Source organism: Enterobacter soli ATCC BAA-2102 (assembly GCF_001654845.1).
Classification (GTDB): Bacteria; Pseudomonadota; Gammaproteobacteria; order Enterobacterales; family Enterobacteriaceae; genus Enterobacter; species Enterobacter soli.
In genome coordinates, this window is record NZ_LXES01000024.1 from 1 (window position 1) to 26,198 (window position 26,198).

Consider the following 26,198-nt stretch of genomic DNA (forward strand, 5'->3'; position numbering starts at 1 on the left):
TGGAGAGGGAGCCGTCCGTGCTCGTATTTTTTGTGGGGATCCCTCAACCCTATGGGGGAGGGTTAGGGTGAGGGCATCAGGCTACACTCTGTGATCTTCTTCTTTTTATTCCGCTCCATAAGCAAAAACTCCTTCCCTTCACCTGCCGCTGGGGTTATGGTCGGGTAGTTTTTTGACCATTCGCTCAAAATAAAACGATAACAAACTGAATATTCAGGGGAAAATATGCGCAAGATCACACTGGCGCTCAGCGCCGCCTGCTTATTGTTCTCGCTTAATAGTGCCGTCGTTGCGCGAGCTTCCGCGCCCACACCGGTTTACACCGGAACCACCGCCGCCATCCTTGCTGAACAAGCACCGATCCACTGGGTTTCTGTGGCACAGATTGAAAACAGCCTGATGGGTCGCCCGCCGATGGCCGTGGGGTTTGATATCGACGACACCGTCTTGTTCTCAAGCCCGGGCTTCTGGCGCGGTAAAAAAATGTACTCACCAGACAGCGAAGCCTATCTGAAAACCCCGGAATTCTGGGAAAAAATGAATAATGGCTGGGATGAATTCAGCATTCCTAAAGAGGTCGCTCGCTCGCTAATTGCCATGCACGTTAAGCGCGGCGACAGCATTTTCTTTGTGACCGGACGCAGCCAGACCAAAACCGAAACGGTATCCAAAACCTTGCAGGACGATTTTCTGATCCCTGCTGCCAACATGAACCTGGTGATATTTGCGGGTGATAAACCCGGTCAGAACACCAAAACGCAGTGGCTGGAGCAGAAAAATATCAAAGTATTTTATGGTGATTCAGATAACGATATCACCGCCGCTCGTGATGTCGGTGCCAGAGGGATCAGGGTGTTACGCGCCTCTAATTCGACCTACCGACCGCTGCCAATGGCGGGGAGTTTTGGCGAAGAGGTGATTGTGAATTCTGAATACTGAGGTATGCTGATTTTTTGTACAAATCAGGCCTGCCGGGTTTACCTTTTGTCGTCTTGCTGCACACTTAAAGAGGCAGGTACTCAGGTCGCGTTCAACCCATTTACAGGTGAGCAAAGATGACAATCTCGGAGATACTTCAATATTGCATGAATAAGCCCGGCGCAGAGCAAAGCGTCCACAGTGACTGGAAAGCCACGCAGATAAAGGTTGGCGATGTGCTGTTTGCCATGGTGAAAGAGGTTGAAGGTCGCCCGGCGGCATCGCTGAAAACCAGCCCGGAGCTGGCTGAACTGCTACGCGAGCAGCACCATGATGTCCGGCCAAGCAAGCATCTCAATAAAGCCCACTGGAGCACCGTCTATCTTGATGGCTCGCTGCCCGGCTCGCAAATTTACTATCTGGTGGATGCGTCTTATCAGCAGGCCGTTGAGCTGTTGCCGGAATCGACCCGACAACAGCTCTCCGTGTGACGATTACAGCAAAGGCTTGAGGAAACGTGCGGTGTGCGACGCTTCGCACTCTGCAACGGTTTCTGGCGTACCGGATACAAGAATTTCGCCGCCGCCGCTACCGCCTTCCGGACCGAGATCCACAATCCAGTCTGCGGTTTTAATCACGTCGAGGTTGTGTTCAATCACCACAATGGTGTTGCCCTGATCGCGCAACTGATGCAGCACGTCGAGCAGCTGCTGAATATCCGCAAAGTGCAGACCAGTGGTCGGTTCATCCAGAATGTACAGGGTCTGGCCGGTGCCGCGCTTGGACAATTCGCGCGCCAGCTTCACGCGCTGCGCCTCACCGCCGGAAAGCGTGGTCGCTGACTGCCCAAGACGGATATAGGTCAGCCCCACATCCATCAGCGTTTGCAGTTTACGCGCCAGCGCAGGCACGGCATCAAAGAACTCGCGCGCCTCTTCAATGGTCATATCCAGCACTTCGTGGATGGTCTTGCCTTTGTATTTAATCTCCAGCGTTTCGCGGTTATAACGCTTACCTTTGCACTGGTCGCACGGCACGTAAATATCTGGCAGGAAGTGCATCTCTACCTTGATAACACCGTCACCCTGACAGGCTTCACAACGGCCGCCGCGTACGTTAAAGCTGAAACGTCCTGGCGTATACCCGCGTGAACGCGATTCCGGCACACCGGCAAACAGTTCACGTACAGGCGTGAATACACCGGTATAGGTTGCCGGGTTGGAACGTGGCGTGCGGCCAATCGGACTCTGATCGATATCGATAACCTTATCGAAATGCTCCAGTCCCTGAATATCGCGGTACGGTGCTGGTTCAGCAAGCGTAGCGCCATTAAGTTGGGTCTGCGCAATCGGGAACAGCGTATCGTTGATAAGCGTCGATTTGCCGGAACCGGAGACGCCGGTAATACAGGTGAACAGGCCAACAGGTAGCGTCAGAGTCACGTCTTTCAGGTTGTTGCCGCGAGCACCGGAGAGTTTCAGTACTTTTTCCGGGTTCGCCGCGACACGCTGTTTCGGCACCTCAATTTTGCGCTTACCGCTCATGTACTGGCCGGTCAGCGATTCAGGCACCGCCATAATATCCTTGAGCGTCCCTTCCGCCACGACCTGGCCGCCGTGCACGCCTGCGCCCGGGCCGATGTCGATAACGTGGTCTGCGGCGCGAATAGCATCTTCGTCGTGCTCGACCACAATCACCGTGTTGCCAAGATTACGCAGGTGGATAAGCGTACCGAGCAGGCGCTCGTTATCGCGCTGATGCAGGCCGATAGAGGGCTCATCCAGCACGTACATCACGCCCACTAAGCCCGCACCAATCTGGCTTGCCAGACGGATACGCTGCGCTTCACCGCCTGAGAGCGTTTCAGCCGAACGGGAAAGCGTCAGATAGTTCAGACCGACGTTCACCAGGAATTTCAGGCGATCGCCAATCTCTTTCAGTACTTTTTCTGCAATTTTCGCGCGCTGACCGGAAAGCTTCAGGTTAGTGAAGAAGTCCATAGCGTGGCCGATGCTCATGTCTGAGATGGTCGGCAGCGCGGTATTTTCGACAAACACATGACGCGCTTCGCGACGAAGGCGCGTGCCATCGCAGGTGGCGCAGGAGCGGTTGCTGATAAATTTCGCCAGCTCTTCGCGCACTGCGCTGGATTCCGTCTCTTTGTAACGGCGCTCCATGTTGTGCAGCACGCCTTCAAACGGGTGACGGCGCACGGAGGTATCGCCACGATCGTTCATGTATTTGAATTCGATGTTCTCTTTGCCGGAACCGTACAGCACCACTTTGTGTACCGTTGGGCTCAGGCTGGCCCACGGGGCTTCCACATCGAATTTATAGTGCTCAGCCAACGACTTGAGCATCTGGAAATAGTAGAAGTTACGCTTGTCCCAGCCGCGAATCGCCCCGCCAGCCAGCGACAGTTCCGGGTTCTGAATCACACGGTCTGGATCGAAATACTGCTGGACGCCCAGCCCGTCGCATGTCGGACATGCCCCCGCCGGGTTGTTGAACGAGAACAGGCGCGGTTCAAGCTCGCGCATACTGTAGCCGCAAATCGGGCAGGCAAAGTTCGCTGAGAAGAGCAGCTCTTCGGCTTTCGGGTCGTCCATGTCGGACACCACGGCGGTGCCGCCAGAGAGTTCGAGCGCTGTTTCAAAGGATTCGGCCAGACGTGTCGCCAGATCCTCGCGCACTTTGAAGCGGTCAATCACCACTTCGATGGTGTGTTTCTTCTGTAATTCCAGCTTCGGTGGATCAGACAGGTCACACACTTCGCCGTCGATACGTGCACGGATGTAGCCCTGGCTTGCCAGGTTTTCCAGCGTTTTGGTGTGCTCGCCTTTACGCTCTTTAATGATTGGCGCGAGCAGCATCAGGCGTTTGCCTTCCGGCTGTGCCAGCACGTTATCGACCATCTGGCTCACGGTTTGCGCGGCCAGCGGCACGTCGTGATCCGGGCAGCGCGGCTCACCTACGCGTGCAAACAGCAGGCGCAGGTAGTCATGAATTTCGGTAATCGTACCCACCGTTGAACGCGGGTTATGTGAAGTCGATTTCTGCTCAATAGAGATAGCAGGTGACAACCCTTCAATATGGTCAACGTCCGGTTTTTCCATTAACGACAGGAACTGCCGGGCATAGGCAGAGAGCGATTCAACGTAACGACGCTGTCCTTCGGCGTATAAAGTGTCGAAAGCCAGTGAGGATTTGCCAGACCCCGAAAGCCCGGTCACGACGATGAGCTTGTCGCGAGGGATAATGAGGTTGATATTCTTGAGATTGTGGGTGCGGGCGCCCCGAACTTCGATCTTATCCATTCACCTTTCCCGGTAGGAACACTGTTTGCCTGGTTTGTTTGAAGGACAACCGGCTGTCAGAAACGGCTAATTATGACACAAATTGACCTGTTTGAATATACAGTATTGGAATGCATTTTCTGATTCGCTGTGTAACAATGTTCAGTTCGCGAGAGAAGTCTGGAACGTGCTACGCAACTATCAAAGTGGCGTATGGAAATGGTACACTCGCGCGTTTACACTATTAAGAAACGTATTCAGGAGACACGAACATGGCCAGCAGAGGCGTAAACAAGGTGATTCTCGTCGGTAATCTGGGCCAGGACCCGGAAGTACGCTATATGCCGAGTGGTGGCGCAGTTGCCAACATTACGCTGGCTACTTCCGAATCCTGGCGTGATAAAGCGACCGGTGAAATGAAAGAGCAGACCGAATGGCACCGTGTTGTGCTGTTCGGCAAACTGGCTGAAGTGGCGGGTGAGTACCTGCGTAAAGGTTCTCAGGTTTACATCGAAGGCCAGCTGCGTACCCGTAAATGGACCGATCAGTCCGGCGCTGAAAAATACACGACCGAAATTGTGGTAAACGTCGGCGGCACCATGCAGATGCTGGGTGGCCGTCAGGGCGGTGGCGCACCAGCAGGTGGCGGCCAGCAGCAGGGCGGTTGGGGTCAGCCTCAGCAGCCACAGGGCGGCAACCAGTTCAGCGGCGGTGCACAGTCTCGTCCGCAGCAGCAGTCTGCGCCGGCGCCATCTAATGAACCGCCAATGGACTTCGACGACGATATCCCGTTCTGATTTCTGTCAGGCATAAAAAAACCTCGCAAATGCGAGGTTTTTTATTGTGCCCATCAGTACCCGCAGGAATGACTCTGTCAGGTAATCACCATCGGCCAGTCCGGCGGAGTGTGGCTCATTGCTTCAACCATGACGACTTTCACATTTTCCCAGATGGTTGCGATATCCAGCAGGGTGATGCCAAGCAAGCCCGTTGCAAACCAACATGCCGCGCCCAGTCCCAGCACGGTGCTGATCACCGCAAGGCCAGCGTAGTCAGATTTACGAAATTGAATGTTCAGCGTGCTGGCTAAAAACATCAAAACCGCACTGAACAACGGCCAGCGCAGGAGAACCATGCTGGTGGTAATGGTTGCCATAAACCTATCCTCGAAAAACAGACTAACGACTGAAACAGCGTTTTGAGTTACATAATATGTGTGAACTATATCACACTTGCTGTTTTATTCGCCAGTGTCAGGATGATGAAAATAGTCGCAGACATAGACACGAGATATGCTTTTGAACGCAAATGAAAATATATCTTTGCAGGCTAATGGTGGGCTTCCTTCACTCTTTGTAATGAATTCATTGAGATAGCCAAACCTCTGCAATATTTCAAAAGTTGTATAACGTTTACAGCATAAACCCTATAGATTATGCTTGAGTGGACAAATAAATGTACTCGTAGCTAATAATTCAGGTTTTTGAATTTTTTGGTTTTTTTCTGATGCGTATCATTTTCATTACACACAGAGTGTTATTTAATTATTCTGAATTTTTATTCAGTAATTAATGTTTTTTAATCTGAATATATGTTGCGGTCGGTCTATCATTTAATGACCTGCGAACAAATGATGAAAGAAAAACGACGCGATATTGTTAATGACAGTATGCAGGCGCTGCACGCACTGGCTAAGCTTATGCCACTGCTTAATTCTCAGTGCTCTTTATCGGAAATGCTGGGCACCATTAACCGGGTTTTAGGTTCAACACTTGCCTGGGTCAGCGTTGATGACGATGACGGATTGCAACGGGTGGTGTGCGCAGGTGACGTCACCTGTCACTCTTTTGAAGTAACTGATTTTCTTGCCAGTACCACGCTGCAACGCCATAACCGGTCATGGCGGGTGGTGTACTGGAAAGAGCATATCGGCCGCGCACTTTTTCCCCCTCAGCACCCGGGTTACACGCAATTACAAAGCGGTGTTTTATGCAAACTCTCTTCACACGACTGGCACTGTAGCGGCTATTTCTTTTTAGCGTTTGATGAACGACTCAATTCGCTCCCGATCCTTAAAAATATCGTGGTGGTGCTGGTTGAGAAGCTAAAAGACTATTTTGAAGAAATTATTGCGCGAGAAAAAACGGCGCAAGAAATGCAGCGGGTAGTCACGCAGTATAAAACCTTGTTCGAGCGAGCCCCGGTACTCATGAACTCCTTCGACAAACATAACCGTTGTGTATTGTGGAATGCAGAGTGTGAAAAAGTATTTGGCTGGAGTATGGCGGAGGTCGCTGCGCATTCCGATCCGCTGGTACTTTTCTATCCTGATCCTGAAGAGCGCCGACGGGTGCGGGAGTCTGTGCATGTTTCTCCCCTAAAAGACATGTATGAATGGCATCCTCTGCGCAGAGACGGGATGCAACTGACCATTCTGTGGTCTAACATCTTGTTACCCGACAACTCGATTCTGAATATTGGTCTGGACATTACCGAGCGGAAAAAAGCAGAGCTGCAACTGGCGGTTAAGGCTACCACTGACGATCTCACCGGCTGTTTTAACCGCTCAGCAATTTTGCAGAAGCTGAAATCGGCGCTGGCGGCGAATTCGCGACAGGATGCCGACAGCCAATTTTGCGTACTGATGTTCGACCTGGATTATTTTAAGCAAATCAACGATGAATGGGGGCATTTGGTTGGCGATGCCGCACTGATCCATTTTTGCGATCGACTACGGGAAATCAGCCCGGCCGGATCGGCTCTGGGGCGAGTGGGTGGTGAAGAATTTTTATTGTTGCTGGCGCGAACAGACGGCGATGCCGCAACACGACTCTCCAACCAGTTACGTCACATATTGAAGGCAAAACCCCTGCTGGTCGGCGACAGAAAGCTGGAGCTTGCTTTTAGTGCCGGTGTGGTTGAAGTGGGTCTGGGTCAACGCGATACCTCGGCATTACTCACGCGAGCAGATAAAGCATTATATGATGCGAAGCGTACCGGAAGAGGGAAAACAGTGCTGGCTTCTGATTATTTATAAATCGAATCAGGGATGACTTATCGCCAAATGGCATAAAATTTCATGTTCAACGCGTTCTTTTTTCATGCTGCCAATAGTTTAGCTTAATCACCGATCCTCTGTTGTGTTATCTTAAAACCTCCCGCTCAGACTGGATAATTATGTTCCTTAATAGAAACGGAACGAATACTTTCAGTTTGGCTTACGGGAGAATATTATCGGCATAACGAAAATTAAGATTTTTAATACTAAAAGTCAGTTGCTAACTTCGCATGATTCATGCAACGTAATCACCTGTTTATCAAAGCATCCGGCCTTCATTACTACAGGCGTGCAAAATGCAGGGATATAGGGCGGGAAATGAATCGTAGCGCACGGCGCAAGATGCTAAGAGTGGTAGGGATCATCATGGTAGTTCTGCTACCGGTGATGCTTGCGCTATGGTTTGCCCAGCTCAGAGCCGTAACCGAAACAAGTGCCCAATTACGAACATTTGCCGAGCTGGCGTTAGATAAAACAGAACTTGTAATTCAACAAGTTGACCTGGCGCGTGATGACGCCGAAAAATATCGGGGCAAATTGTGTACGCCAACACATCGTCAATATATGTTGAACGTTGTGCGTGGTCGTTTGTTCGTCGCTGATTTAATTTATGCCGAAGGTCAGAATTTTCTTTGTTCGACAGTTCTTACGCCTGAACACCCTTACTTAATATCTCCCGCCAATTACAAACGTAAGCCTGACGTTGCTATCTATTATTATCGCGATACGCCATTTTTTACCGGTTATAAAATGACGTATATGCAGCGTGGGAATTATGTCGTTGTGGTTAATCCACTTTCTTACAGCGAGGTGATGTCAAACGATCATTCGCTGTCGTGGGGAGTATATGACACCGTTACCAATGCATTTTTTTCAGTCAGTGCGCAGGCCAACGTTTCATTATTAAATTCGATGATTCGACATAAGGAATCGACATTTCAAAAAGATGAGCGTTTCTACACGATTGTAAATTCCGAAAAACGCCCTATTGCCGCCATCGTTTCGACATCGAATAAACGTTTTTATGAAACGCTCTATCATCAGGCAACTCTGACGCTGCCGCTGGGGATGATTTGCAGCATTATTATACTGCTGGTGTGGTCACGTACTCATCGTGAGCTCAATTCACCAGGGCGCTTGTTGCACCGGGCGCTGAATAAGCGCCAGTTGTGCGTTCATTATCAACCCATTATTGATATTAAAAATAACCGCTGCGTGGGTGCAGAAGCCCTGCTGAGATGGCCTGGGTTTAACGGTCAGATTGTGATGAGCCCTGCGGATTTTATTCCGCTGGCCGAAAAAGAAGGGATGATCGAACGCATTACCGATTACGTTGTTGAAGAGGTCTTTAGCGATCTGGGTAATTTCCTGGCTGCAAATCCTCATCTTTATATTTCGATCAACTTATCGGCTGCGGATTTCCACTCTTCGCGCCTGATCGCCCTGATCTCGGATAAGGCCCGCTTCCACTCGGTTCGCGCACAGCAGATCAAAATTGAAGTGACGGAGCGCGGGTTTATCGATGTCCCTAAAACGACGCCGGTTATCCAGGCGTTCCGCCAGGCGGGTTATGAAGTGGCTATCGATGACTTCGGTACAGGCTACTCGAACCTGCATAACCTCTATTCCCTGAACGTCGATATCCTCAAGATTGATAAATCTTTCGTCGACACGCTGACAACCAACAGTACCAGCCACTTGATCGCTGAGCACATTATCGAAATGGCACAAAGCCTGCGCTTAAAAACCATCGCGGAAGGGGTGGAAACGGCAGAGCAGGTGAGCTGGCTGTTAAAGCGTGGTGTACAGTACTGTCAGGGATGGCACTTCGCGAAAGCGATGCCGCCGCAGGAATTTATGACCTGGCAGCAGCAGCCTTTACGCTAAACGCATTAATTCAACTGATGGCGATAATCGCTCGGCGTGCGGTCGAACTCGCGACGGAACACGCGGGAGAAGGTCTGTTGCGATACATAACCCAGATCCATGGCGATATCAAAAATAGGCCGTTGCGTAGAGCGTAACGCCTGCGCTGCCAGCAGTAGTCTGCGCTGACGAATGTAATCGCCCAGCGTTTGATGCATGACTGTGCGGAACATTCTCTGTAAATACCATTTCGAATAGCCCGACTTCTTAGCGACCACATCAATGTTCAACGGTTGGTCGATATGTTCATCAATCCATTCAATAAGTGTCTGAATAATTTGCTGATGCGACATAAGGTTGCCCCTCTGTAGATACAACTATCTCTGTTGATTCGTCGTTTTCTCTGCGGGGGAGTATAATTCCTCAAGTTAACTTGAGGTAAAGAGGTTTTATGGAAAAGAGATTACCGCGCATCAAAGCGCTCTTAACCCCTGGTGAAGTAGCAAAGCGAAGCGGTGTGGCGGTATCGGCGCTCCACTTCTATGAAAGCAAAGGGTTAATTAAAAGTATTCGTAACGGCGGGAACCAGCGTCGCTACACGCGCGATGTGCTCCGTTACGTGGCTATTATCAAAATTGCGCAACGAATCGGAATTCCCCTGGCCACCATCGGCGATGCGTTTGGCGTTCTGCCGGAAGGGCACACGCTGAGCGCAAAAGAGTGGAAGGAGCTTTCCTCCCAGTGGCGTGACGAACTGGACAGGCGCATTCATACCCTGGTGGCATTGCGTGATGAACTGGACGGGTGTATTGGCTGCGGATGTTTATCACGCAGCGATTGTCCATTGCGTAACCCGGGCGATAAGCTCGGCGAGCAGGGGACAGGGGCACGGTTGTTGGAAGAGGATTGAGGATATTTGGGCAGTTCGCCAGTAACGCAGTGAATGTAGGCCGGGTAAGGCGCAGTCGCCACCCGGCAAAAACACCGCACCCTATAAAGAACTAAAGCGCCACATAAAGGGCGCTTTAGTTTTTCCCGGTCTTTGTCTTTCACTCTATCCCGCTGGTTCACGGGAGGGTTTCCCCCGACATCAGCACCCCTCATGTCGAGCAAGTTGGGGAGGTTCCGGATTGTGCTGACACTTTAATTCTATGCAAGGAGCTGATTTTCGCCAGTGCGGGAGTTCACTTTTTAGCCAAATTATTTTCGCGGTGTTATTCAATTTTCTATAGTTAATCAGTATGAATCACAGGAGAACATGATGCTCACCGTACACCATCTTAATCAGTCGCGTTCACAGCGTGTGATTTGGGCGCTGGAAGAACTTTCTTTGCCTTATCAGATAGTTCACTACCAGCGCGAAAAGAACATGCTGGCACCTGCGGCGCTGCGAAAAGTGCATCCGCTGGGTAAATCCCCGGTGATTGAAGATAACGGACTGATCCTGGCGGAGTCGGGTGCCATTCTGGAATATCTCCAGGAAACCTATGACGCAGAGTTTCAGCTTAAGCCGCGGGATCCGGCGCATAAAGTGCAATACCGTTTCTGGCTGCACTACGCAGAAGGTTCGCTTATGCCGCTGCTGTTGATGAAGCTGGTTTTTGCAAGCCTGGGAAAACCACCTATCCCGTTTGGACTGCGGGCACTGGGGAAGGTGCTGGGGCAAGGGGTACAAAAGGCCTGGCTCAATCGACAGCTGGAAACCCACGCGCGCTATATCGAATCTTATCTTAGCGAAAACAGCTGGTTTGCCGGTGAGCACTTCAGCATGGCTGATATTCAGATGAGTTTTCCGGTTTTTGCGCTGCTTGCGCGAGGTGGCGTTGAAAACCTGCCACATATTCATGCCTGGAAGAAAAGGGTGGAAATGCGCCCAGGATGGCAACGTACTCTCGAACAAGGCGGGCCGTTCGATATTCCAGGCGAAGGCTGAAATGTTACTAAATTGCGCATAGACGATAACGTTTGCGCATACTCTGGTTAATTCTTCAGCGTCATAAGCTAATTTTAGCGAAAAACGAGAAAGTTAAGTTGAAAAGGGCGGTGATTAGGCTAGATAATCGTTTGCCTTAATTTGACCACCCGTTTTGTAAGCGCGGAGCTAAACGTTTGCTTTTTTTGTGACGCCCCTATTCGTCACAAACGTAGCACAAGGATTTGACGTTTTGCTGGCAGTGGAGTCTCCACCACGTTTACGGACTTTCTATAAAAACTCTCAGGGGATGTTTTCTATGTCTACGCCATCTGCGCGTACTGGCGGTTCACTTGACGCCATGTTTAAAATTTCTGCACGCGGCAGCACCGTGCGCCAGGAAGTCGTTGCCGGTCTGACAACGTTTCTGGCGATGGTTTATTCCGTCATCGTTGTGCCGGGGATGCTCGGTAAAGCGGGCTTCCCGCCTGCGGCGGTTTTTGTTGCCACCTGCCTCGTGGCCGGTGTGGGTTCCATCGTGATGGGCCTGTGGGCGAACCTGCCACTGGCCATCGGCTGCGCTATCTCTCTGACCGCATTTACCGCATTCAGCCTGGTACTGGGTCAGCACATCAGCGTGCCTGTTGCGCTCGGCGCCGTGTTCCTGATGGGTGTCCTGTTTACGGTTATCTCCGCAACCGGCATTCGTAGCTGGATTTTGCGCAACCTGCCGCAAGGTGTGGCGCACGGTACCGGTATTGGTATCGGCCTGTTCCTGCTGCTGATCGCGGCTAACGGTGTCGGCCTGGTTATCAAAAACCCACTGGACGGCCTGCCGGTTGCCCTGGGTCACTTCGCCAGCTTCCCTGTTATCATGTCTCTGATTGGCCTTGCGGTGATTATCGGTCTGGAAAAACTGAAAGTTCCGGGCGGTATCCTGCTGACCATTATCGGTGTTTCCGTTGTTGGCCTGATTTTCGATCCGAACGTTCATTTCTCCGGTATCTTCGCCATGCCATCCCTGAGCGATGACAAAGGCAACTCCCTGATTGGTAGCCTGGATATCGTTGGTGCGCTGAACCCGGTGATCCTGCCAAGCGTACTGGCGCTGGTGATGACGGCGGTGTTTGATGCCACCGGTACTATCCGTGCGGTAGCAGGCCAGGCGAATCTGCTGGACAAAGACGGCCAGATTATCGACGGCGGTAAAGCACTGACCACCGACTCCCTGAGCAGCGTTTTCTCAGGCCTGGTAGGTGCAGCGCCAGCAGCGGTGTACATCGAGTCCGCAGCGGGCACGGCGGCAGGCGGTAAAACCGGCCTGACAGCCATCACCGTTGGCGTGTTGTTCCTGCTGATCCTGTTCCTCTCCCCGCTTTCTTACCTGGTACCTGCGTATGCAACGGCTCCGGCGCTGATGTATGTCGGCCTGCTGATGCTGAGCAACGTGGCTAAAATCGATTTCGCAGATTTCGTTGATGCCATGTCAGGCCTGATTACTGCGGTGTTCATCGTGCTGACCTGTAACATCGTTACCGGCATCATGATCGGTTTCGCATCGCTGGTGATTGGCCGCCTGGTATCCGGTGAGTGGCGTAAGCTGAACATCGGTACTGTGGTCATCGCAATTGCACTGGTCGCGTTCTACGCCGGTGGCTGGGCGATTTAAGTTATCGATTTATGCGAAAACGGGTGGCTTTGGCCGCCCGTTTTTATTTTCGGAACACACATCGTTGCCAATTGCGTTACTCTCTGGAAGATAGAATAGAGGCACGACGCCTTCCGTTGTACACAAGAATCATCGCAAACAGGGAACGCATGGAAATCTTCTTCACAATACTCATCATGACCCTTGTGGTCTCGCTATCCGGGGTTGTCACTCGCGTACTGCCCTTTCAGTTACCCCTGCCATTAATGCAAATTGCCATCGGCGCGCTGCTGGCATGGCCGACTTTTGGTTTACACGTCGAGTTCGACCCGGAGTTGTTCCTCGTACTGTTTATCCCGCCGCTGCTGTTTGCTGATGGCTGGAAAACCCCGACGCGCGAATTCCTGGAGCACGGGCGAGAGATCTTCGGCCTGGCGCTGGCGCTGGTGGTAGTAACCGTGGTGGGGATAGGGTTCCTGATTTACTGGGCGGTGCCGGGTATCCCGCTGATCCCGGCCTTTGCGCTGGCGGCGGTGCTATCGCCCACCGATGCCGTGGCGCTTTCCGGTATCGTAGGTGAAGGCCGTATTCCGAAGAAAATCATGGGCATCTTGCAGGGTGAGGCGCTGATGAACGACGCTTCCGGCCTGGTTGCCCTGAAGTTTGCCGTGGCGGTGGCGATGGGGACGATGGTCTTCACCGTGGGTGGCGCGACCCTGGAATTCTTTAAGGTGGCGATTGGCGGTATCCTGGCAGGCTTCGTGGTGAGCTGGCTGTATGGCCGTTCACTGGGCTTTCTCAGCCGCTGGGGCGGTGATGAACCTGCCACGCAGATCGTGCTGCTGTTCCTGCTGCCGTTCGCTTCTTACCTGATTGCTGAACATATTGGCGTGTCGGGCATCCTCGCGGCAGTTGCGGCAGGGATGACCATCACCCGTGCGGGTGTGATGCGTCGTGCACCGCTGGCGATGCGTCTGCGTGCAAACAGTACCTGGGCGATGCTGGAGTTCGTGTTTAACGGCATGGTGTTCCTGCTGTTAGGCCTGCAACTGCCGGGCATTCTGGAATCTTCACTGGTGGCGGCAGAAGCCGACCCTAACGTCGAAACCTGGATGCTGTTCACCGATATCGTGCTTATCTACCTTGCGCTGATGTTGGTTCGTTTTGGCTGGCTGTGGACGATGAAGAAATTCAGCGTGCGCTTCCTGACCAAAAAACCGATGGAGTTTGGCTCCTGGACCACGCGCGAGCTGCTGATTGCCTCCTTTGCCGGGGTGCGCGGGGCGATCACCCTTGCTGGTGTGCTTTCCATTCCGCTGCTGCTGCCGACGGGCGATGTCTTCCCGGCCCGTTACGAGCTGGTGTTCCTGGCGGCGGGGGTGATTCTGTTCTCGCTGTTTGTGGGCGTGGTCATGCTGCCGATCCTGCTCCAGCATATCGACACGGGCGACTCGACTCAGCAACATAAAGAGGAGCGTATTGCCCGCGCAGCAACGGCAGAAGTGGCGATTGTCGCGATCCAGAAAATGGAAGAACGTCTGGCGTCAGATGCCGAAGAGAACATCGACAATCAGCTGCTGACGGAAGTGAGTTCACGCGTTATCGGGAACCTGCGCCGCCGTGCCGACGGGCGAAATGATGTGGAGAGTTCGCTTCAGGAAGAGAACCTGGAGCGCCGCTTCCGCCTGGCGGCGTTGCGTTCAGAGCGTGCCGAGCTGTATCACCTGCGTGCCACGCGTCAGATAAGTAATGAGACGCTGCAAAAACTGCTGCACGATCTGGATCTGCTGGAAGCGTTGTTGATAGAAAATCAGTAGTCTGTGCGGGCTGATGCCCTCACCCCGGCCCTCTCCCACAGGGAGAGGGGGAAGGGGCACTATTCAGACTGGACCCAAAACCCCTCACAACACTTCAGCCACGCCTGCGCGCTGTGCGACAAATAAACTCCTTCGCGCCAAATCATTCCTAGCTGCCAGTGCAAATCGCTCTCCAGCGGGATCCAGCGCAGGGTGTTTTTATCCAGCCGCTCGCAGATAGGCTGCGGCAAAATCGCAATCCCCACGCCTGCCTGAACCATGGCCGCCAGAAAGTCCCACTGACCGCTGCGTACCGCAATGCGCGGTTTCACGTTGTGCTGGTTAAACAGCGCCATCAACTGACGGCTAAGGGCAAAATCTTCGTTGTAGATAAGCAGCGGGTGCTCGCCCAGCAGTTCGGGTTTTACCGAATCTATCTTCAGCCAGTCGCCGGAGCGTGGCACCAGCACGCATAGCGGATGACTAAAGAGCGGCAGGGTGGCCAGTCCGCTCTCTTCCTCAACGGGAAGCGCAGTCATCGCCACGTCCAGCTCACCGTTGGTGACGGCCTGCTGCACGGTTAAGCCGCCGAATTCGGAAATTTTCAGCTCCACGCCAGGGTAGCGCTGGCGGAACAGGCTGATGGGCCCGGCCATCATCATCCCCACCATGGGCGGGATGCCCAGACGAAGCAGCCCTTTGGTCAGATGGTTAATATCACCAAGCTCCGCTTCTAGCTGGCGAAACTCCGCCAGGATAGCCAGCCCGCGCTCAAACACCACGCGGCCGGTATCGGTCAGCAGCAGCTTGCGGCCATCGCGAATAAGCAGCGTACAATTCAGTTCATCTTCGAGGTTTTTCAGCATCTTGCTGATGGTAGGTTGGGTGACAAATAACTTCTCCGCTGCGCGGGTAAAACTCTGCTGGCGAACCACTTCGACAAAATAGCGCAGCGTTCTTATGTCCATGATTATTCCTCGAAACTATGCATTTGATGATTTTAATTCATTTCAGTCCATTACGTGCGGTCACTATACTGGCGCTTCATCGCATTTTTGAGGAAATCACCCATGGCCGTGGCGTTAAGTCGTGTTACGCCTGCCGTTATGCAACGACTTCAGGTATCGGTTCAGGTACTGCTCTATGCCGCGCTGTTTGTTTTCGCGGAATATCTTGTCAGCTGGTTACACCTGCCTCTGCCTGCCAATCTGGTCGGGATGGTGCTGATGCTGACGCTCATTCTTTGCCGCGTTGTTCCCCTCAACTGGGTCCGCGCCGGCGCACGCTGGTTGCTGGCAGAAATGCTGCTGTTCTTTGTCCCGGCGGTGGTGGCGGTAGTGAACTACGCGCAACTGCTGATGGTCGACGGCTGGCGCATTTTTGCTGTGATCGCCCTGAGCACGCTGATGGTGCTGGGCGCAACGGCCTGGGTGGTGGATAAAGTCTATCGCTTTGAAATCAGCAGGCAGAAGCATGACTAACTTTCAGATAAGCGTGCTGTGCCTGATTGCCACCCTGGTTATCTACTTTGCCAACAAGCGTCTGTATCGCCGCTTTCACGCCCTGCCGCTGATGCCGCTGGTATTCACGCCGATCCTGCTGGTACTGATGCTGGTGTTCGGGCACATCTCCTGGCAGAACTACATCGGTGAATCCCACTGGCTGCTGTGGCTGCTCGGCCCGGCAACTATCGCTTTTGCGGTGCCGGTGTACGACAACCTGGCGATCATCAAACGCCACTGGATGTCGCTGAGTGCGGGCGTGATTACCGCCACGGTGGTGGCGGTGTGCAGCTCGGTCTGGCTGGCGCGGTTGTTTACCCTGTCGGATGAAATTCAGCGCAGCCTGGCCGTGCGGTCGGTGACCACGCCGTTTGCACTGGCGGCGGCTAAACCGCTCGGCGGGCAGCCGGATCTGGTGGCGCTGTTTGTGGTCGTCACCGGAGTCTTCGGTATGGCGGTAGGCGATATGCTGTTTCTGCGCTTGTCTATCCGCGAAGGGATGGCAAAAGGGGCCGGGTTTGGCGCGGCTTCCCACGGTGCAGGAACCGCACGTTCTTACGAACTGGGTCAGCAGGAGGGCGTGGTGGCAAGCCTGGTGATGATGCTGTCGGGAGTGGTGATGGTATTGATTGCGCCGCTGGTGGCGTGGGTGATGTTTTAAACTCCCCGGCCGGATGGCCGGGGAGGAAGAGCAGGTTAGTGCGCGCGGCCTTGTTCGACGCCCAGGCCGGTTTGCGAACGGATAAACTGGGCGCGGAATTTTTCGCGTTCCAGGTTCCCCTCCACCGTGTTATCTGTTGCGGAGAAGACCCAGATACCGATAAACGCCACGGCGATAGAGAACAGCGCCGGGTACTCATACGGGAAGATGGCTTTCTCGTGACCGAGGATCTGCACCCAAATCGTCGGGCCGAGGATCATCAGGATCACCGCCGTCAGCAGACCCAGCCAGCCGCCAATCATCGCACCACGGGTGGTCAGTTTTGACCAGTACATAGAGAGCAGGATAATCGGGAAGTTGCAGCTTGCTGCAATCGAGAAGGCCAGCCCCACCATAAAGGCGATGTTCTGTTTCTCGAACAAAATGCCCAGCAGGATTGCCACAACACCCAGCACCAGCACCGTGATTTTGGAGACTTTCAGCTCATCGCGCTCGCTGGCCCCTTTACGGAACACGTTGGCATACAGGTCATGCGATACCGCTGACGCACCGGCCAGCGTCAGCCCGGCAACCACCGCAAGGATGGTGGCAAAGGCCACGGCAGAAATAAAGCCGAGGAACAGGTTACCGCCCACCGCGTCGGCCAGATGCACCGCCGCCATGTTGTTACCGCCAATCAGTGCGCCCGCAGCATCTTTAAACGCCGGGTTTGCCCCTACCAGCATGATGGCACCAAAACCGATGATAAAGGTCAGGATATAGAAGTAACCCATAAAACCGGTGGCATAGAAAACGCTCTTACGCGCTTCACGCGCATCTGACACCGTGAAGAAACGCATCAGGATATGCGGTAAACCCGCGGTACCAAACATCAAACCCAGGCCGAGAGAGAGCGCCGATATCGGGTCTTTCACCAGCCCACCCGGGCTCATGATCGCTTCCCCTTTCGGGTGCACCGCCATCGCTTCGGTAAACAGGTTATTGAAGCTGAAACCAACGTGCTTCATGACCATAAAGGCCATAAAGCTTGCGCCGAACAGCAGCAGCACGGCTTTGATGATTTGTACCCAGGTGGTCGCAAGCATCCCGCCGAACAGCACGTACATCACCATCAGCACACCGACCAGCACTACCGCAACGTGGTAGTTCAGGCCGAACAGCAGTTCGATAAGCTTGCCTGCACCCACCATCTGGGCAATCAGATACAGCGCCACAACCACCAGCGATCCGCAGGCAGAGAGGATACGAATCGGCCCTTGTTTCAGGCGATACGATGCCACATCAGCAAAGGTGAAACGCCCGAGGTTACGTAAACGTTCGGCAATCAGGAACAGAATGATTGGCCAGCCCACGAGGAAGCCGAGGGAGTAAATCAGGCCGTCATAACCGGAGGTGTAAACCAGCGCCGAGATCCCGAGGAACGATGCGGCAGACATAAAGTCACCGGCAATCGCCAGCCCGTTCTGGAAGCCAGTAATGTTGCCGCCCGCGGTGTAGTAATCATTTCGTGAGCGTACGCGTTTCGACGCCCAGTACGTGATATAGAGCGTCAACAGCACGAAAATCAGGAACATGATGATCGCCTGCCAGTTAGTTGGCTGGCGTTGGACTTCGCCGGTAATGGCATCGGCTGCGTTTGCCGCAAAGGGAAGTGTGGCGGCAAGCGCCGTCAGGACTCGCTTCATGATGCTTTTACCTCACGCAGGACTGCTTTATTAAGACGATCAAACTCGCCGTTCGCACGCCAGACATACACGCCGGTCAACACAAACGAAATGACAATCACGCCAATGCCAATAGGGATCCCGCGCGTGACGCTGGTCCCCTCATGCAGCGGGGTGCCGAGCCAGTGCGGGGCAAAGGCGATAAGCAGAATAAAGCCGACGTAAATAATCAGCATGATGATGGAAAGAAAGAAGGCAAACCGTTGCCGTTTATCGACGAGCTCCCTGTAGTGCGCACTATTCTCTATCTGCTGACAAATATGGTCATTCATCACAGAGTCTCCAGAGGTTCCCCTTCGTCTTTCGCGCCGCAGGTGCGTTGGCCGCACTCGACCACCCCAGTCACATAGTGAACTATGCTCCTGGGGATGTTCTCGCTTGCCGCCTTCCTGCAACGCGAAATCCTTTGGGGAGGGTTGTTTTTATTCCCTCTCCCCTATGGGGAGAGGGGTAGGGTGAGGGGTTACGATGGCATTGCGATGGCCTGCTTCTCTTCGAGCAGTTTTTCCACCACACCTGGATCGGCGAGCGTTGAAGTATCACCGAGGTTACTGGTGTCACCGGCCGCAATTTTGCGCAGAATACGGCGCATAATTTTGCCGGAGCGGGTTTTCGGCAGGGAGTCCGTCCAGTGCAGAACATCCGGTGTGGCAAGCGGGCCAATCTCTTTACGTACCCAGTTGCGCACCTCGGCATACAGCTCTGGCGACGGCTCTTCACCGTGGTTCAGCGTAACGTATGCGTAAATCGCCTGGCCCTTAATGTTATGCGGGATACCCACCACGGCGGCTTCGGCAATCTTCGGATGCGACACCAGTGCAGATTCAATCTCCGCCGTACCCAGACGGTGGCCGGAAACGTTCAGCACATCGTCCACACGTCCGGTTATCCAGTAGTAACCGTCTTCATCACGACGCGCGCCGTCGCCGCTGAAGTACATGTTTTTAAAGGTGGAGAAGTAGGTCTGCTCGAAGCGCTCGTGATCGCCGAACAGGGTACGCGCCTGGCCAGGCCAGGAGTCGGTGATGACCAGGTTACCTTCGGTTGCCCCTTCAAGCGGATGGCCTTCGTTATCCACCAGTGCAGGTTGTACGCCGAAGAATGGGTTGGTTGCAGAACCCGCTTTCAGCTGGGTCGCACCCGGCATCGGGGTGATCATGAAGCCGCCCGTTTCGGTCTGCCACCAGGTGTCCATCACCGGGCATTTCTCGTTACCGATTTTCTTCCAGTACCACTCCCAGGCTTCCGGGTTGATAGGCTCGCCCACGGAACCGAGAATGCGCAGGGAAGAGCGGTCAGTGCCTTCGATGGCTTTGTCGCCTTCCGCCATCAGCGCGCGGATCGCCGTTGGCGCGGTATAGAGAATGTTGACCTTGTGTTTGTCGACCACCTGGCACATACGCGCCGGGGTCGGCCAGTTCGGTACGCCTTCAAACATCAGGGTGGTCGCGCCGCAGGCCAGCGGGCCGTAAAGCAGGTAGCTGTGCCCGGTGACCCAACCCACATCGGCGGTACACCAGTAGATGTCACCCGGGTGGTAGTCGAACACATATTTGAAGGTGGTTGCCGCATAAACCAGATAGCCGCCAGTGGTATGCAATACGCCTTTTGGTTTGCCGGTAGAGCCAGAGGTATAAAGGATAAACAGCGGGTCTTCCGCGTTCATCTCTTCTGGCTGGTGCTGGTCGCTTGCGTTTTCAATCAGATCGCTCCACCACAGGTCGCGACCCTCTTTCCAGTCGATCTTGCCGCCGGTACGCTTGAGCACCACAACGTTGCTGACGCTTTTCACGTTCGGGTTTTTCAGCGCTTCGTCGACGTTTTTCTTCAGCGGAATACCGCGACCGGCGCGCACGCCTTCATCGGCGGTGATCACCAGTTTAGAATTTGAATCGACAATACGACCGGCAACCGCTTCTGGCGAGAAGCCGCCGAAGATGACGGAGTGAATGGCGCCGATGCGCGCGCACGCCAGCATGGCCACCGCCGCTTCCGGTACCATTGGCATATAAATCGCCACGACGTCGCCTTTTTTAATGCCCTGCTCCAGCAGCACTTTGGCAAAGCGGCACACGTCACGGTGCAACTCTTTATAGGTAATGTGTTTGCTCTGAGAAGCGTCGTCGCCTTCCCAGATGATAGCCGTCTCGTTCCCACGTTCGGCAAGATGGCGATCCAGACAGTTCGCCGCCAGGTTCAGTGTGCCATCTTCATACCATTTAATGGAGACGTTACCTGGCGCAAAGGAGGTGTTTTTCACCTTCTGATAAGGTTTGATCCAGTCAAGAATATGACCCTGTTCACCCCAGAAGATATCCGGGCTGGAGACGGATTGCTGATACTTCTCGTGGTACTGCTCCGGGTTGATCAGGCAACGGTCCGCAATATTTGCGGGAATGTCGTGTTTATGGATTTGGCTCATGGCTTTTTTTCTCCTTGTAAGATGTTAATAATATGTCGCAAAAACGTTAATTGTAGGGGCTTTACAAGCTTTGTTTATTATTTGGGCGGCAGATCACGCATTGTTTGAATAGTGTGAAAAATGAGCGAATGAAACTTTGAAGGGAAATAATTTAGTTGAAGGATTATTTACATTTGTGCGGAAAAAAGCGTTTTTATAACAAAAGGTTATTTATAAGAATTATTACAAATTAGCGTCATAGCACCTTTTTGTAGTGAAAAGCCTCGTTCTTTAAGGCTTGCGCAGGATGCCGTACAAATGATACTCATACGCCGCGTTAAAAAATCCCATAAACCAACGCAACACAATTCATACCCTTTCAGTATGTTTCCATATTCATGCAGTTTTGGTGAACTGGATGCTTCATTGAGGAAGTCTGTTTCTATGAAAAACGTTAAAGTCAGCCTGGCCTGGCAAATCTTGCTAGCCCTTGTGCTGGGTATCCTGCTGGGGAGTTACCTCCATTATCATAGCGACAGCCGCGAGTGGCTGATTGCGAACCTGCTCTCTCCGGCAGGCGATATCTTTATTCATCTGATCAAGATGATTGTTGTGCCTATTGTTATCTCTACGCTGGTGGTTGGCATTGCGGGCGTGGGCGATGCAAAACAGTTAGGCCGTATCGGCGCGAAGACCATCATTTATTTCGAAGTGATCACGACGATAGCCATTATCCTGGGTATCACCATGGCGAACGTGTTCCAGCCAGGCTCCGGGATCGACATGTCGCAGCTGGCGACCGTGGATATTTCGAAATACCAAAGTACGACCGCGGATGTGCAAAGCCATGCCCACGGGCTGATGGGGACTATTCTGTCGCTGGTGCCGACCAACATTGTGGCATCGATGGCGAAAGGCGAAATGCTGCCGATCATCTTCTTCTCTGTGCTGTTTGGCCTGGGGCTCTCTTCCCTGCCAGCAACGCACCGTGAACCGCTGGTGACGGTATTCCGCTCTATCTCTGAAACCATGTTCAAAGTCACCCACATGGTGATGCGTTACGCGCCGGTAGGGGTGTTTGCCCTCATCGCCGTCACGGTAGCGAACTTCGGTTTTGCTTCCCTGTGGCCGCTGGCGAAGCTGGTTATCCTGGTGCACTTCGCGATCCTGTTCTTCGCGCTGGTGGTGCTCGGGATTGTGGCGCGCATTTGTGGGCTGAGTATCTGGATCCTGATCCGTATTCTGAAGGACGAGCTGATTCTGGCGTACTCTACCGCCAGCTCTGAAAGCGTGCTGCCACGTATTATCGAGAAGATGGAGGCCTACGGTGCGCCAGCGTCTATTACCAGCTTCGTGGTGCCGACCGGTTACTCCTTCAACCTGGATGGCTCAACGCTGTACCAGAGTATTGCCGCCATCTTTATTGCCCAGCTGTACGGTATCGATCTCTCGCTGTGGCAGGAAATCGTACTGGTGCTGACCCTGATGGTGACCTCAAAAGGTATCGCAGGCGTGCCGGGCGTTTCATTTGTGGTGCTGCTGGCAACGCTGGGCAGCGTCGGTATTCCGCTGGAAGGCCTGGCCTTTATTGCCGGTGTTGACCGTATCCTCGACATGGCGCGTACGGCGCTGAATGTGGTGGGTAACGCGCTGGCGGTGCTGGTTATCGCCAAGTGGGAACACAAATTCGACCGCAAAAAAGCGCTGGCGTATGAACGTGAAGTGCTGGGTCGTTTTGATAAGACGGCCGATCAGTAATGTAACGTATTCTTCCCTCTCCCCTTTGGGGAGAGGGTTAGGGTGAGGGGATTTTACTCCCCGCTCAACGCATCAAACTCTTCACACCCCGTATCAAACCCTTCGGAACAACTCAGGTTTAACCAGTACAGCGCCTTCTGTTTATTCGGCGTGATAAAGCCTTTTTCGCCCTGCTGGAACAGCATTCCCGCCCAGTATTCGGCATATCCGGTGCGCGACAAAGACGAACTGCGTTTGAACCAGGATGCCGCTTTTGCATCGTCCTGAGCCACTTCAACACCGTTGGCATAAATCAGCCCCAGCAGCAGTTGGGCGTCGACTGCGGAGTCGCTATCAATATCTTCGGTGGCGGTTTGCAGCAATTTGATCGCCTGTGGGTAATCGGTTTTACCCGCCTGAGTGTTCACCAGCACGCGCGCCAGCATAATCGCACCGCGCTTACTGCCCGCAATGGTGGCCTGCTGGGCCAGCGCTTTGGCATGAGCGTAATCGCCATGGGTAAACTGGATTTGGGACAGTAACGCCATCGCATCGATATCCCCGCCTTTTGCCGCTTTCTCTGCCCAGAACGTGGCCTGCTTGCTATCGCCAGAACTGAAGTAAGTATCGGCCAGATAATACTGGGCATGGGCATCACCGGCCTCGGCTTGCTCTTTGTATTGATTGCCAATTTCATCTGCGTAAGCGAATGACGTAATAAGGAACAACAACAGAAAAAGTGGTTTCATGGATCGTTATCATCTGGGTACATGCCGCGCAGTATAATCGTGCGCACAAAATAAAAAAACGGGTGCATTAAGACCTCAGCATCCGACAAGCCGGGCGGAACAGATGTTCCGCCCGATGAGGTTAGCCTGCGAGGCAGGCTAATTTCGCCGCCACCTCCTGATGTTCACTCTTTATTGTCAGCTCGCACAATCTTCCGCGATTAATAAAGGTAAAAATCACGATGGTCAGGCAGATAATAAAGACAATGCCTGACACAGTTTTTAATGGCGTCATGCCTTTTACTCCTTGTGTAAAAAAGAATAAGAGGCTACCCTCAACTTGTTGGGAGTTGAGGGGGTAGCCTCGGGTGAATGAAGATTTCCCGGGGCTTTCCACTTTCTGTCCCTCAACAATGCTTAAGACAGAAAGTCTTAAGCACCCGCAGCACATCTTATCTCTCTGAAATAAAATGCAAAGATGTAATTCTTTTTTGCGTTAATTACATTATTTCTGCGAAACGCATTCCGTAATGAATATTGATAAAATAAATATATATATTTGAAATATAAAAGGGGTGAATATATCACCCCTTTTATTCACCGATTAATTAACGGCTTCACCCCATTGCACTTTCACGCAGACGGGCTTTCAGCTTGTTATATTCGTCGATGACATACTGTTCGGCAGCATGTTGATCGACAATCGGCTCTACGCGCACGGCGCAGTATTTATACTCCGGCGTTTTGGTTATCGGGCTTAAGTTCTCCGTCACCAGTTCGTTACAGGCACCGATCCACCACTGGTAGGTCATATAGACCGCCCCTTTGTTGGGTCGGTCACTGACCTGCGCGCGGGTGATGATGCGGCCTTTGCGTGAGTTCACCCACACCAGCGCCTCATCCTCAATGCCAAGGCGTTCAGCGTCGGCGGTGTTGATCTGTGCATAGCCTGGTTCATCCGCCAGAGCGGCCAGAGCAGCACAGTTGCCGGTCATCGAACGACAGGAGTAGTGACCCACTTCACGTACGGTGGAGAGCACCATCGGATACTCGTCGGTGAGTTTATCGATTGGCGCGACCCAGTCGCAGGTGAAGAACTGTGCCAGTCCGTTCGGGGTGTCGAATTTCTCCTGGAAGAGATACGACGTCCCCTGATCGGCTTCTGACTCATCGCGGCAAGGCCACTGGATATACCCCAGTTCACCCATTTTGTCATAGGTGGCCCCGTAGAAGTCCGGGCACAGATGACGCAACTCGTCCCAGATTTCCTGGGTGTTGTTGTAGTGCATCGGATACCCCATACGGGTAGCGATTTCGCTGATAATCTGCCAGTCGGTTTTCAAATCCCACTTCGGCTCTACCGCTTTAAAGAAGCGCTGGAAGCCACGGTCTGCCGCCGTATAGACACCTTCATGCTCGCCCCATGACGTTGACGGTAAAATCACATCCGCCGCCGCCGCGGTTTTGGTCATAAAGATATCCTGGACAATCACCAGCTCCAGATCCTCAAACCCTTTACGCACCGCTGATAACTCGGCATCGGTCTGGAGCGGATCTTCACCCATGATGTAGGCCGCACGCACTTCGCCATGCGCCGCACGATGCGGCAGCTCGCTGATGCGATAGCCAGTGTGTTCAGGCAGGCTTTCCACGCCCCAGGCCTTCGCGAACTTGGCACGGTTTTCCGGGAACTTCACGTACTGATAGCCCGGATAGGTATCCGGCAGCGCGCCCATATCACACGCACCCTGCACGTTATTCTGACCACGTACCGGGTTCACGCCGACATGCGGTTTACCAAGGTTGCCGGTCAGCATGGCGAGGCTCGTCAGGGAACGGACGGTTTCCACGCCCTGATAGAACTGGGTCACACCCATCCCCCACAGAATAGCGGCGGTTTTTGCTGCCGCGTACATCCGTGCAGCCTGGCGGATCTCCTGTGCGCTGACGCCGGTTATCGCTTCAACCGATTCTGGCGTATAGCCTTCGACAATTTTCTTATACTCTTCAAAGCCTTCCGTACGGGTGGCGACAAACGCCTGGTCGTACAGATTCTCCTCAATAATGACGTGGCCCATCGCATTCAACAGCGCAATGTTCGAGCCGTTTTTCAGTGCGATGTGCATATCCGCAATGCGCGCAGTTTCGATTTTGCGTGGATCGCAGACGATGATTTTCGCCCCATTACGTTTTGCATTAATCACGTGATTTGCAACGATAGGGTGAGAATCTGCCGGGTTATAGCCAAAAATAAACACGAGATCGGTGTTATCTATCTCGTTGATCGCATTACTCATTGCGCCGTTACCGACCGACTGGTGCAGACCTGCAACCGATGGGCCGTGTCAGACGCGAGCGCAGCAGTCGACGTTATTGGTACCAATAACGGCGCGCGCGAATTTTTGCATTACATAGTTGGTTTCATTACCGGTCCCGCGTGATGAGCCGGTAGTCTGAATCGCATCCGGGCCATACTTGGCTTTGATGGCGCTCAGGCGCGTGGCGACGTAATCCAGCGCTTCGCTCCAGGAGACGGATTCCAGCTTGCCACCGCGTTCGCGGCGGATCATCGGGGTTTTCAGGCGCGGGGTCAGGATCTGGGTATCGTTAATAAAATCCCAGCCGTAGTAGCCTTTCAGGCACAGCGTGCCCTGGTTGGTTTTCCCCTGTGCCGCCTCCGCCCGTACGATTTTACCGTTATCGACCACCAGGTGGATCTTGCAACCTGAGGCACAATAAGGGCAAACCGTGACGACTTTTTTCATCGCTTTTGCTCCAGTTAAACAGTTCTTTGCACCTATTATGCAGCTTCTATGCCATGTTTTTATTGTGGGTATACCCAGACTTTACGGCCTATTTCTGGACAAAACGCTGACGAAAAACAGGCAATCGTCAAAATTGACGTGTCGAAGGGGCAGGGGATGTGACCTGGATTGAAATTCCATCACGAA

The 26,198-nt window shown here is 53.2% G+C and carries 22 protein-coding genes; 12 read left to right on the forward strand and 10 right to left on the reverse strand.

Features of this window, described 5'->3' with window-relative positions; genetic code table 11:
* Positions 1 to 225 precede the first annotated feature (225 nt).
* Both aphA and M987_RS07390 read left to right on the forward strand, forming a co-directional pair.
* Complete coding sequence (gene aphA, locus M987_RS07385; RefSeq protein ID WP_014068523.1) at positions 226 to 939, forward strand: acid phosphatase AphA; 714 nt, start codon at positions 226 to 228, stop codon at positions 937 to 939.
* Between the two features lie 116 nt (positions 940 to 1,055).
* On the forward strand, positions 1,056 to 1,409 hold the full coding sequence (locus M987_RS07390) for an MmcQ/YjbR family DNA-binding protein (protein ID WP_014068524.1): 354 nt from the start codon (positions 1,056 to 1,058) through the stop codon (positions 1,407 to 1,409).
* A gap of 3 nt (positions 1,410 to 1,412) precedes the next feature.
* Here M987_RS07390 and uvrA read toward each other — a convergent pair whose 3' ends face one another.
* On the reverse strand, positions 1,413 to 4,235 hold the full coding sequence (gene uvrA / locus M987_RS07395) for an excinuclease ABC subunit UvrA (RefSeq protein WP_014068525.1): 2,823 nt from the start codon (positions 4,233 to 4,235) through the stop codon (positions 1,413 to 1,415).
* 251 nt (positions 4,236 to 4,486) lie between these two features.
* On the opposite strand from uvrA, the gene ssb1 reads away from it, so the two are divergent.
* Positions 4,487 to 5,011 (forward strand): single-stranded DNA-binding protein SSB1, encoded by a 525-nt coding sequence (gene ssb1, locus M987_RS07400; protein WP_014068526.1) that lies wholly within the window; start codon positions 4,487 to 4,489, stop codon positions 5,009 to 5,011.
* Positions 5,012 to 5,088: 77 nt separating this feature from the next.
* On the opposite strand, the gene M987_RS07405 is transcribed toward ssb1, so the two are convergent.
* On the reverse strand, positions 5,089 to 5,370 hold the full coding sequence (locus tag M987_RS07405; RefSeq protein ID WP_014068527.1) for a YjcB family protein: 282 nt from the start codon (positions 5,368 to 5,370) through the stop codon (positions 5,089 to 5,091).
* 477 nt (positions 5,371 to 5,847) lie between these two features.
* Here M987_RS07405 and M987_RS07410 point away from each other — a divergent pair, with 477 nt between their 5' ends.
* On the forward strand, positions 5,848 to 7,251 hold the full coding sequence (locus M987_RS07410; RefSeq protein WP_041162174.1) for a diguanylate cyclase: 1,404 nt from the start codon (positions 5,848 to 5,850) through the stop codon (positions 7,249 to 7,251).
* A 339-nt stretch (positions 7,252 to 7,590) separates the two neighbouring features.
* Positions 7,591 to 9,159 carry an EAL domain-containing protein gene (locus M987_RS07415; protein WP_014068529.1) on the forward strand — a complete coding sequence of 523 codons (1,569 nt, stop codon included), beginning with the start codon at positions 7,591 to 7,593 and terminating at the stop codon, positions 9,157 to 9,159.
* Between the two features lie 5 nt (positions 9,160 to 9,164).
* Here M987_RS07415 and soxS read toward each other — a convergent pair whose 3' ends face one another.
* Complete coding sequence (gene soxS / locus M987_RS07420) at positions 9,165 to 9,491, reverse strand: superoxide response transcriptional regulator SoxS (RefSeq protein ID WP_003860277.1); 327 nt, start codon at positions 9,489 to 9,491, stop codon at positions 9,165 to 9,167.
* A gap of 98 nt (positions 9,492 to 9,589) precedes the next feature.
* On the opposite strand from soxS, the gene soxR reads away from it, so the two are divergent.
* From soxR to M987_RS07440, 4 genes are all read left to right on the forward strand, one after another.
* Positions 9,590 to 10,048: a redox-sensitive transcriptional activator SoxR gene (gene soxR / locus M987_RS07425; protein WP_014068530.1), complete on the forward strand. Its 459-nt coding sequence runs from the start codon at positions 9,590 to 9,592 to the stop codon at positions 10,046 to 10,048.
* A 351-nt stretch (positions 10,049 to 10,399) separates the two neighbouring features.
* Complete coding sequence (locus M987_RS07430; RefSeq protein ID WP_014068531.1) at positions 10,400 to 11,071, forward strand: glutathione S-transferase family protein; 672 nt, start codon at positions 10,400 to 10,402, stop codon at positions 11,069 to 11,071.
* A 298-nt stretch (positions 11,072 to 11,369) separates the two neighbouring features.
* Positions 11,370 to 12,719: a guanine/hypoxanthine transporter GhxP gene (ghxP, locus tag M987_RS07435; protein WP_014068532.1), complete on the forward strand. Its 1,350-nt coding sequence runs from the start codon at positions 11,370 to 11,372 to the stop codon at positions 12,717 to 12,719.
* 149 nt (positions 12,720 to 12,868) lie between these two features.
* The gene (locus M987_RS07440) at positions 12,869 to 14,515 is read left to right on the forward strand and encodes a Na+/H+ antiporter (RefSeq protein WP_014068533.1); all 1,647 of its coding nucleotides are present in this window, start codon (positions 12,869 to 12,871) and stop codon (positions 14,513 to 14,515) included.
* Positions 14,516 to 14,574: 59 nt separating this feature from the next.
* On the opposite strand, the gene M987_RS07445 is transcribed toward M987_RS07440, so the two are convergent.
* On the reverse strand, positions 14,575 to 15,462 hold the full coding sequence (locus M987_RS07445) for a LysR family transcriptional regulator (protein ID WP_014068534.1): 888 nt from the start codon (positions 15,460 to 15,462) through the stop codon (positions 14,575 to 14,577).
* A gap of 102 nt (positions 15,463 to 15,564) precedes the next feature.
* Here M987_RS07445 and M987_RS07450 point away from each other — a divergent pair, with 102 nt between their 5' ends.
* Both M987_RS07450 and M987_RS07455 read left to right on the forward strand, forming a co-directional pair.
* Positions 15,565 to 15,975 (forward strand): CidA/LrgA family protein, encoded by a 411-nt coding sequence (locus tag M987_RS07450; protein WP_014068535.1) that lies wholly within the window; start codon positions 15,565 to 15,567, stop codon positions 15,973 to 15,975.
* The gene (locus M987_RS07455; RefSeq protein ID WP_014068536.1) at positions 15,968 to 16,657 is read left to right on the forward strand and encodes an LrgB family protein; all 690 of its coding nucleotides are present in this window, start codon (positions 15,968 to 15,970) and stop codon (positions 16,655 to 16,657) included. Before M987_RS07450 ends, M987_RS07455 begins: the two co-directional genes overlap by 8 nt.
* 35 nt (positions 16,658 to 16,692) lie before the next feature.
* Here M987_RS07455 and actP read toward each other — a convergent pair whose 3' ends face one another.
* The 3 genes from actP to acs all read right to left on the reverse strand — a co-directional run bounded on the left by actP (position 16,693) and on the right by acs (position 20,803).
* Positions 16,693 to 18,342: a cation/acetate symporter ActP gene (gene actP, locus M987_RS07460; RefSeq protein ID WP_014068537.1), complete on the reverse strand. Its 1,650-nt coding sequence runs from the start codon at positions 18,340 to 18,342 to the stop codon at positions 16,693 to 16,695.
* On the reverse strand, positions 18,339 to 18,653 hold the full coding sequence (locus M987_RS07465) for a DUF485 domain-containing protein (protein ID WP_014068538.1): 315 nt from the start codon (positions 18,651 to 18,653) through the stop codon (positions 18,339 to 18,341). Before M987_RS07465 ends, actP begins: the two co-directional genes overlap by 4 nt.
* Before the next feature lie 191 nt (positions 18,654 to 18,844).
* The gene (gene acs, locus M987_RS07470) at positions 18,845 to 20,803 is read right to left on the reverse strand and encodes an acetate--CoA ligase (RefSeq protein WP_014068539.1); all 1,959 of its coding nucleotides are present in this window, start codon (positions 20,801 to 20,803) and stop codon (positions 18,845 to 18,847) included.
* A gap of 423 nt (positions 20,804 to 21,226) precedes the next feature.
* Between acs and gltP the strand changes: the two genes are divergently transcribed.
* The gene (gene gltP, locus M987_RS07475) at positions 21,227 to 22,540 is read left to right on the forward strand and encodes a glutamate/aspartate:proton symporter GltP (RefSeq protein ID WP_041161982.1); all 1,314 of its coding nucleotides are present in this window, start codon (positions 21,227 to 21,229) and stop codon (positions 22,538 to 22,540) included.
* 53 nt (positions 22,541 to 22,593) lie between these two features.
* On the opposite strand, the gene M987_RS07480 is transcribed toward gltP, so the two are convergent.
* From M987_RS07480 to M987_RS07490, 3 genes are all read right to left on the reverse strand, one after another.
* Positions 22,594 to 23,268 (reverse strand): tetratricopeptide repeat protein, encoded by a 675-nt coding sequence (locus M987_RS07480; protein WP_014068541.1) that lies wholly within the window; start codon positions 23,266 to 23,268, stop codon positions 22,594 to 22,596.
* 121 nt (positions 23,269 to 23,389) lie between these two features.
* Complete coding sequence (locus tag M987_RS07485) at positions 23,390 to 23,542, reverse strand: Hok/Gef family protein (RefSeq protein ID WP_014068542.1); 153 nt, start codon at positions 23,540 to 23,542, stop codon at positions 23,390 to 23,392.
* A 322-nt stretch (positions 23,543 to 23,864) separates the two neighbouring features.
* Positions 23,865 to 26,012, reverse strand: coding sequence for a formate dehydrogenase H subunit alpha, selenocysteine-containing (locus tag M987_RS07490; protein ID WP_014068543.1), 2,148 nt, complete (start codon positions 26,010 to 26,012; stop codon positions 23,865 to 23,867).
* Between the last annotated feature and the right edge of the window lie 186 nt (positions 26,013 to 26,198).

Coding starts and splice junctions, on each gene's coding strand:
- aphA (WP_014068523.1), top strand. CDS start 226: ATGCGCAAGATCACACTGGCGCTCAGCGCCGCCTGCTTATTGTTCTCG.
- M987_RS07390 (WP_014068524.1), top strand. CDS start 1,056: ATGACAATCTCGGAGATACTTCAATATTGCATGAATAAGCCCGGCGCA.
- uvrA (WP_014068525.1), bottom strand. CDS start 4,235: ATGGATAAGATCGAAGTTCGGGGCGCCCGCACCCACAATCTCAAGAAT.
- ssb1 (WP_014068526.1), top strand. CDS start 4,487: ATGGCCAGCAGAGGCGTAAACAAGGTGATTCTCGTCGGTAATCTGGGC.
- M987_RS07405 (WP_014068527.1), bottom strand. CDS start 5,370: ATGGCAACCATTACCACCAGCATGGTTCTCCTGCGCTGGCCGTTGTTC.
- M987_RS07410 (WP_041162174.1), top strand. CDS start 5,848: ATGAAAGAAAAACGACGCGATATTGTTAATGACAGTATGCAGGCGCTG.
- M987_RS07415 (WP_014068529.1), top strand. CDS start 7,591: ATGAATCGTAGCGCACGGCGCAAGATGCTAAGAGTGGTAGGGATCATC.
- soxS (WP_003860277.1), bottom strand. CDS start 9,491: ATGTCGCATCAGCAAATTATTCAGACACTTATTGAATGGATTGATGAA.
- soxR (WP_014068530.1), top strand. CDS start 9,590: ATGGAAAAGAGATTACCGCGCATCAAAGCGCTCTTAACCCCTGGTGAA.
- M987_RS07430 (WP_014068531.1), top strand. CDS start 10,400: ATGCTCACCGTACACCATCTTAATCAGTCGCGTTCACAGCGTGTGATT.
- ghxP (WP_014068532.1), top strand. CDS start 11,370: ATGTCTACGCCATCTGCGCGTACTGGCGGTTCACTTGACGCCATGTTT.
- M987_RS07440 (WP_014068533.1), top strand. CDS start 12,869: ATGGAAATCTTCTTCACAATACTCATCATGACCCTTGTGGTCTCGCTA.
- M987_RS07445 (WP_014068534.1), bottom strand. CDS start 15,462: ATGGACATAAGAACGCTGCGCTATTTTGTCGAAGTGGTTCGCCAGCAG.
- M987_RS07450 (WP_014068535.1), top strand. CDS start 15,565: ATGGCCGTGGCGTTAAGTCGTGTTACGCCTGCCGTTATGCAACGACTT.
- M987_RS07455 (WP_014068536.1), top strand. CDS start 15,968: ATGACTAACTTTCAGATAAGCGTGCTGTGCCTGATTGCCACCCTGGTT.
- actP (WP_014068537.1), bottom strand. CDS start 18,342: ATGAAGCGAGTCCTGACGGCGCTTGCCGCCACACTTCCCTTTGCGGCA.
- M987_RS07465 (WP_014068538.1), bottom strand. CDS start 18,653: ATGAATGACCATATTTGTCAGCAGATAGAGAATAGTGCGCACTACAGG.
- acs (WP_014068539.1), bottom strand. CDS start 20,803: ATGAGCCAAATCCATAAACACGACATTCCCGCAAATATTGCGGACCGT.
- gltP (WP_041161982.1), top strand. CDS start 21,227: ATGAAAAACGTTAAAGTCAGCCTGGCCTGGCAAATCTTGCTAGCCCTT.
- M987_RS07480 (WP_014068541.1), bottom strand. CDS start 23,268: ATGAAACCACTTTTTCTGTTGTTGTTCCTTATTACGTCATTCGCTTAC.
- M987_RS07485 (WP_014068542.1), bottom strand. CDS start 23,542: ATGACGCCATTAAAAACTGTGTCAGGCATTGTCTTTATTATCTGCCTG.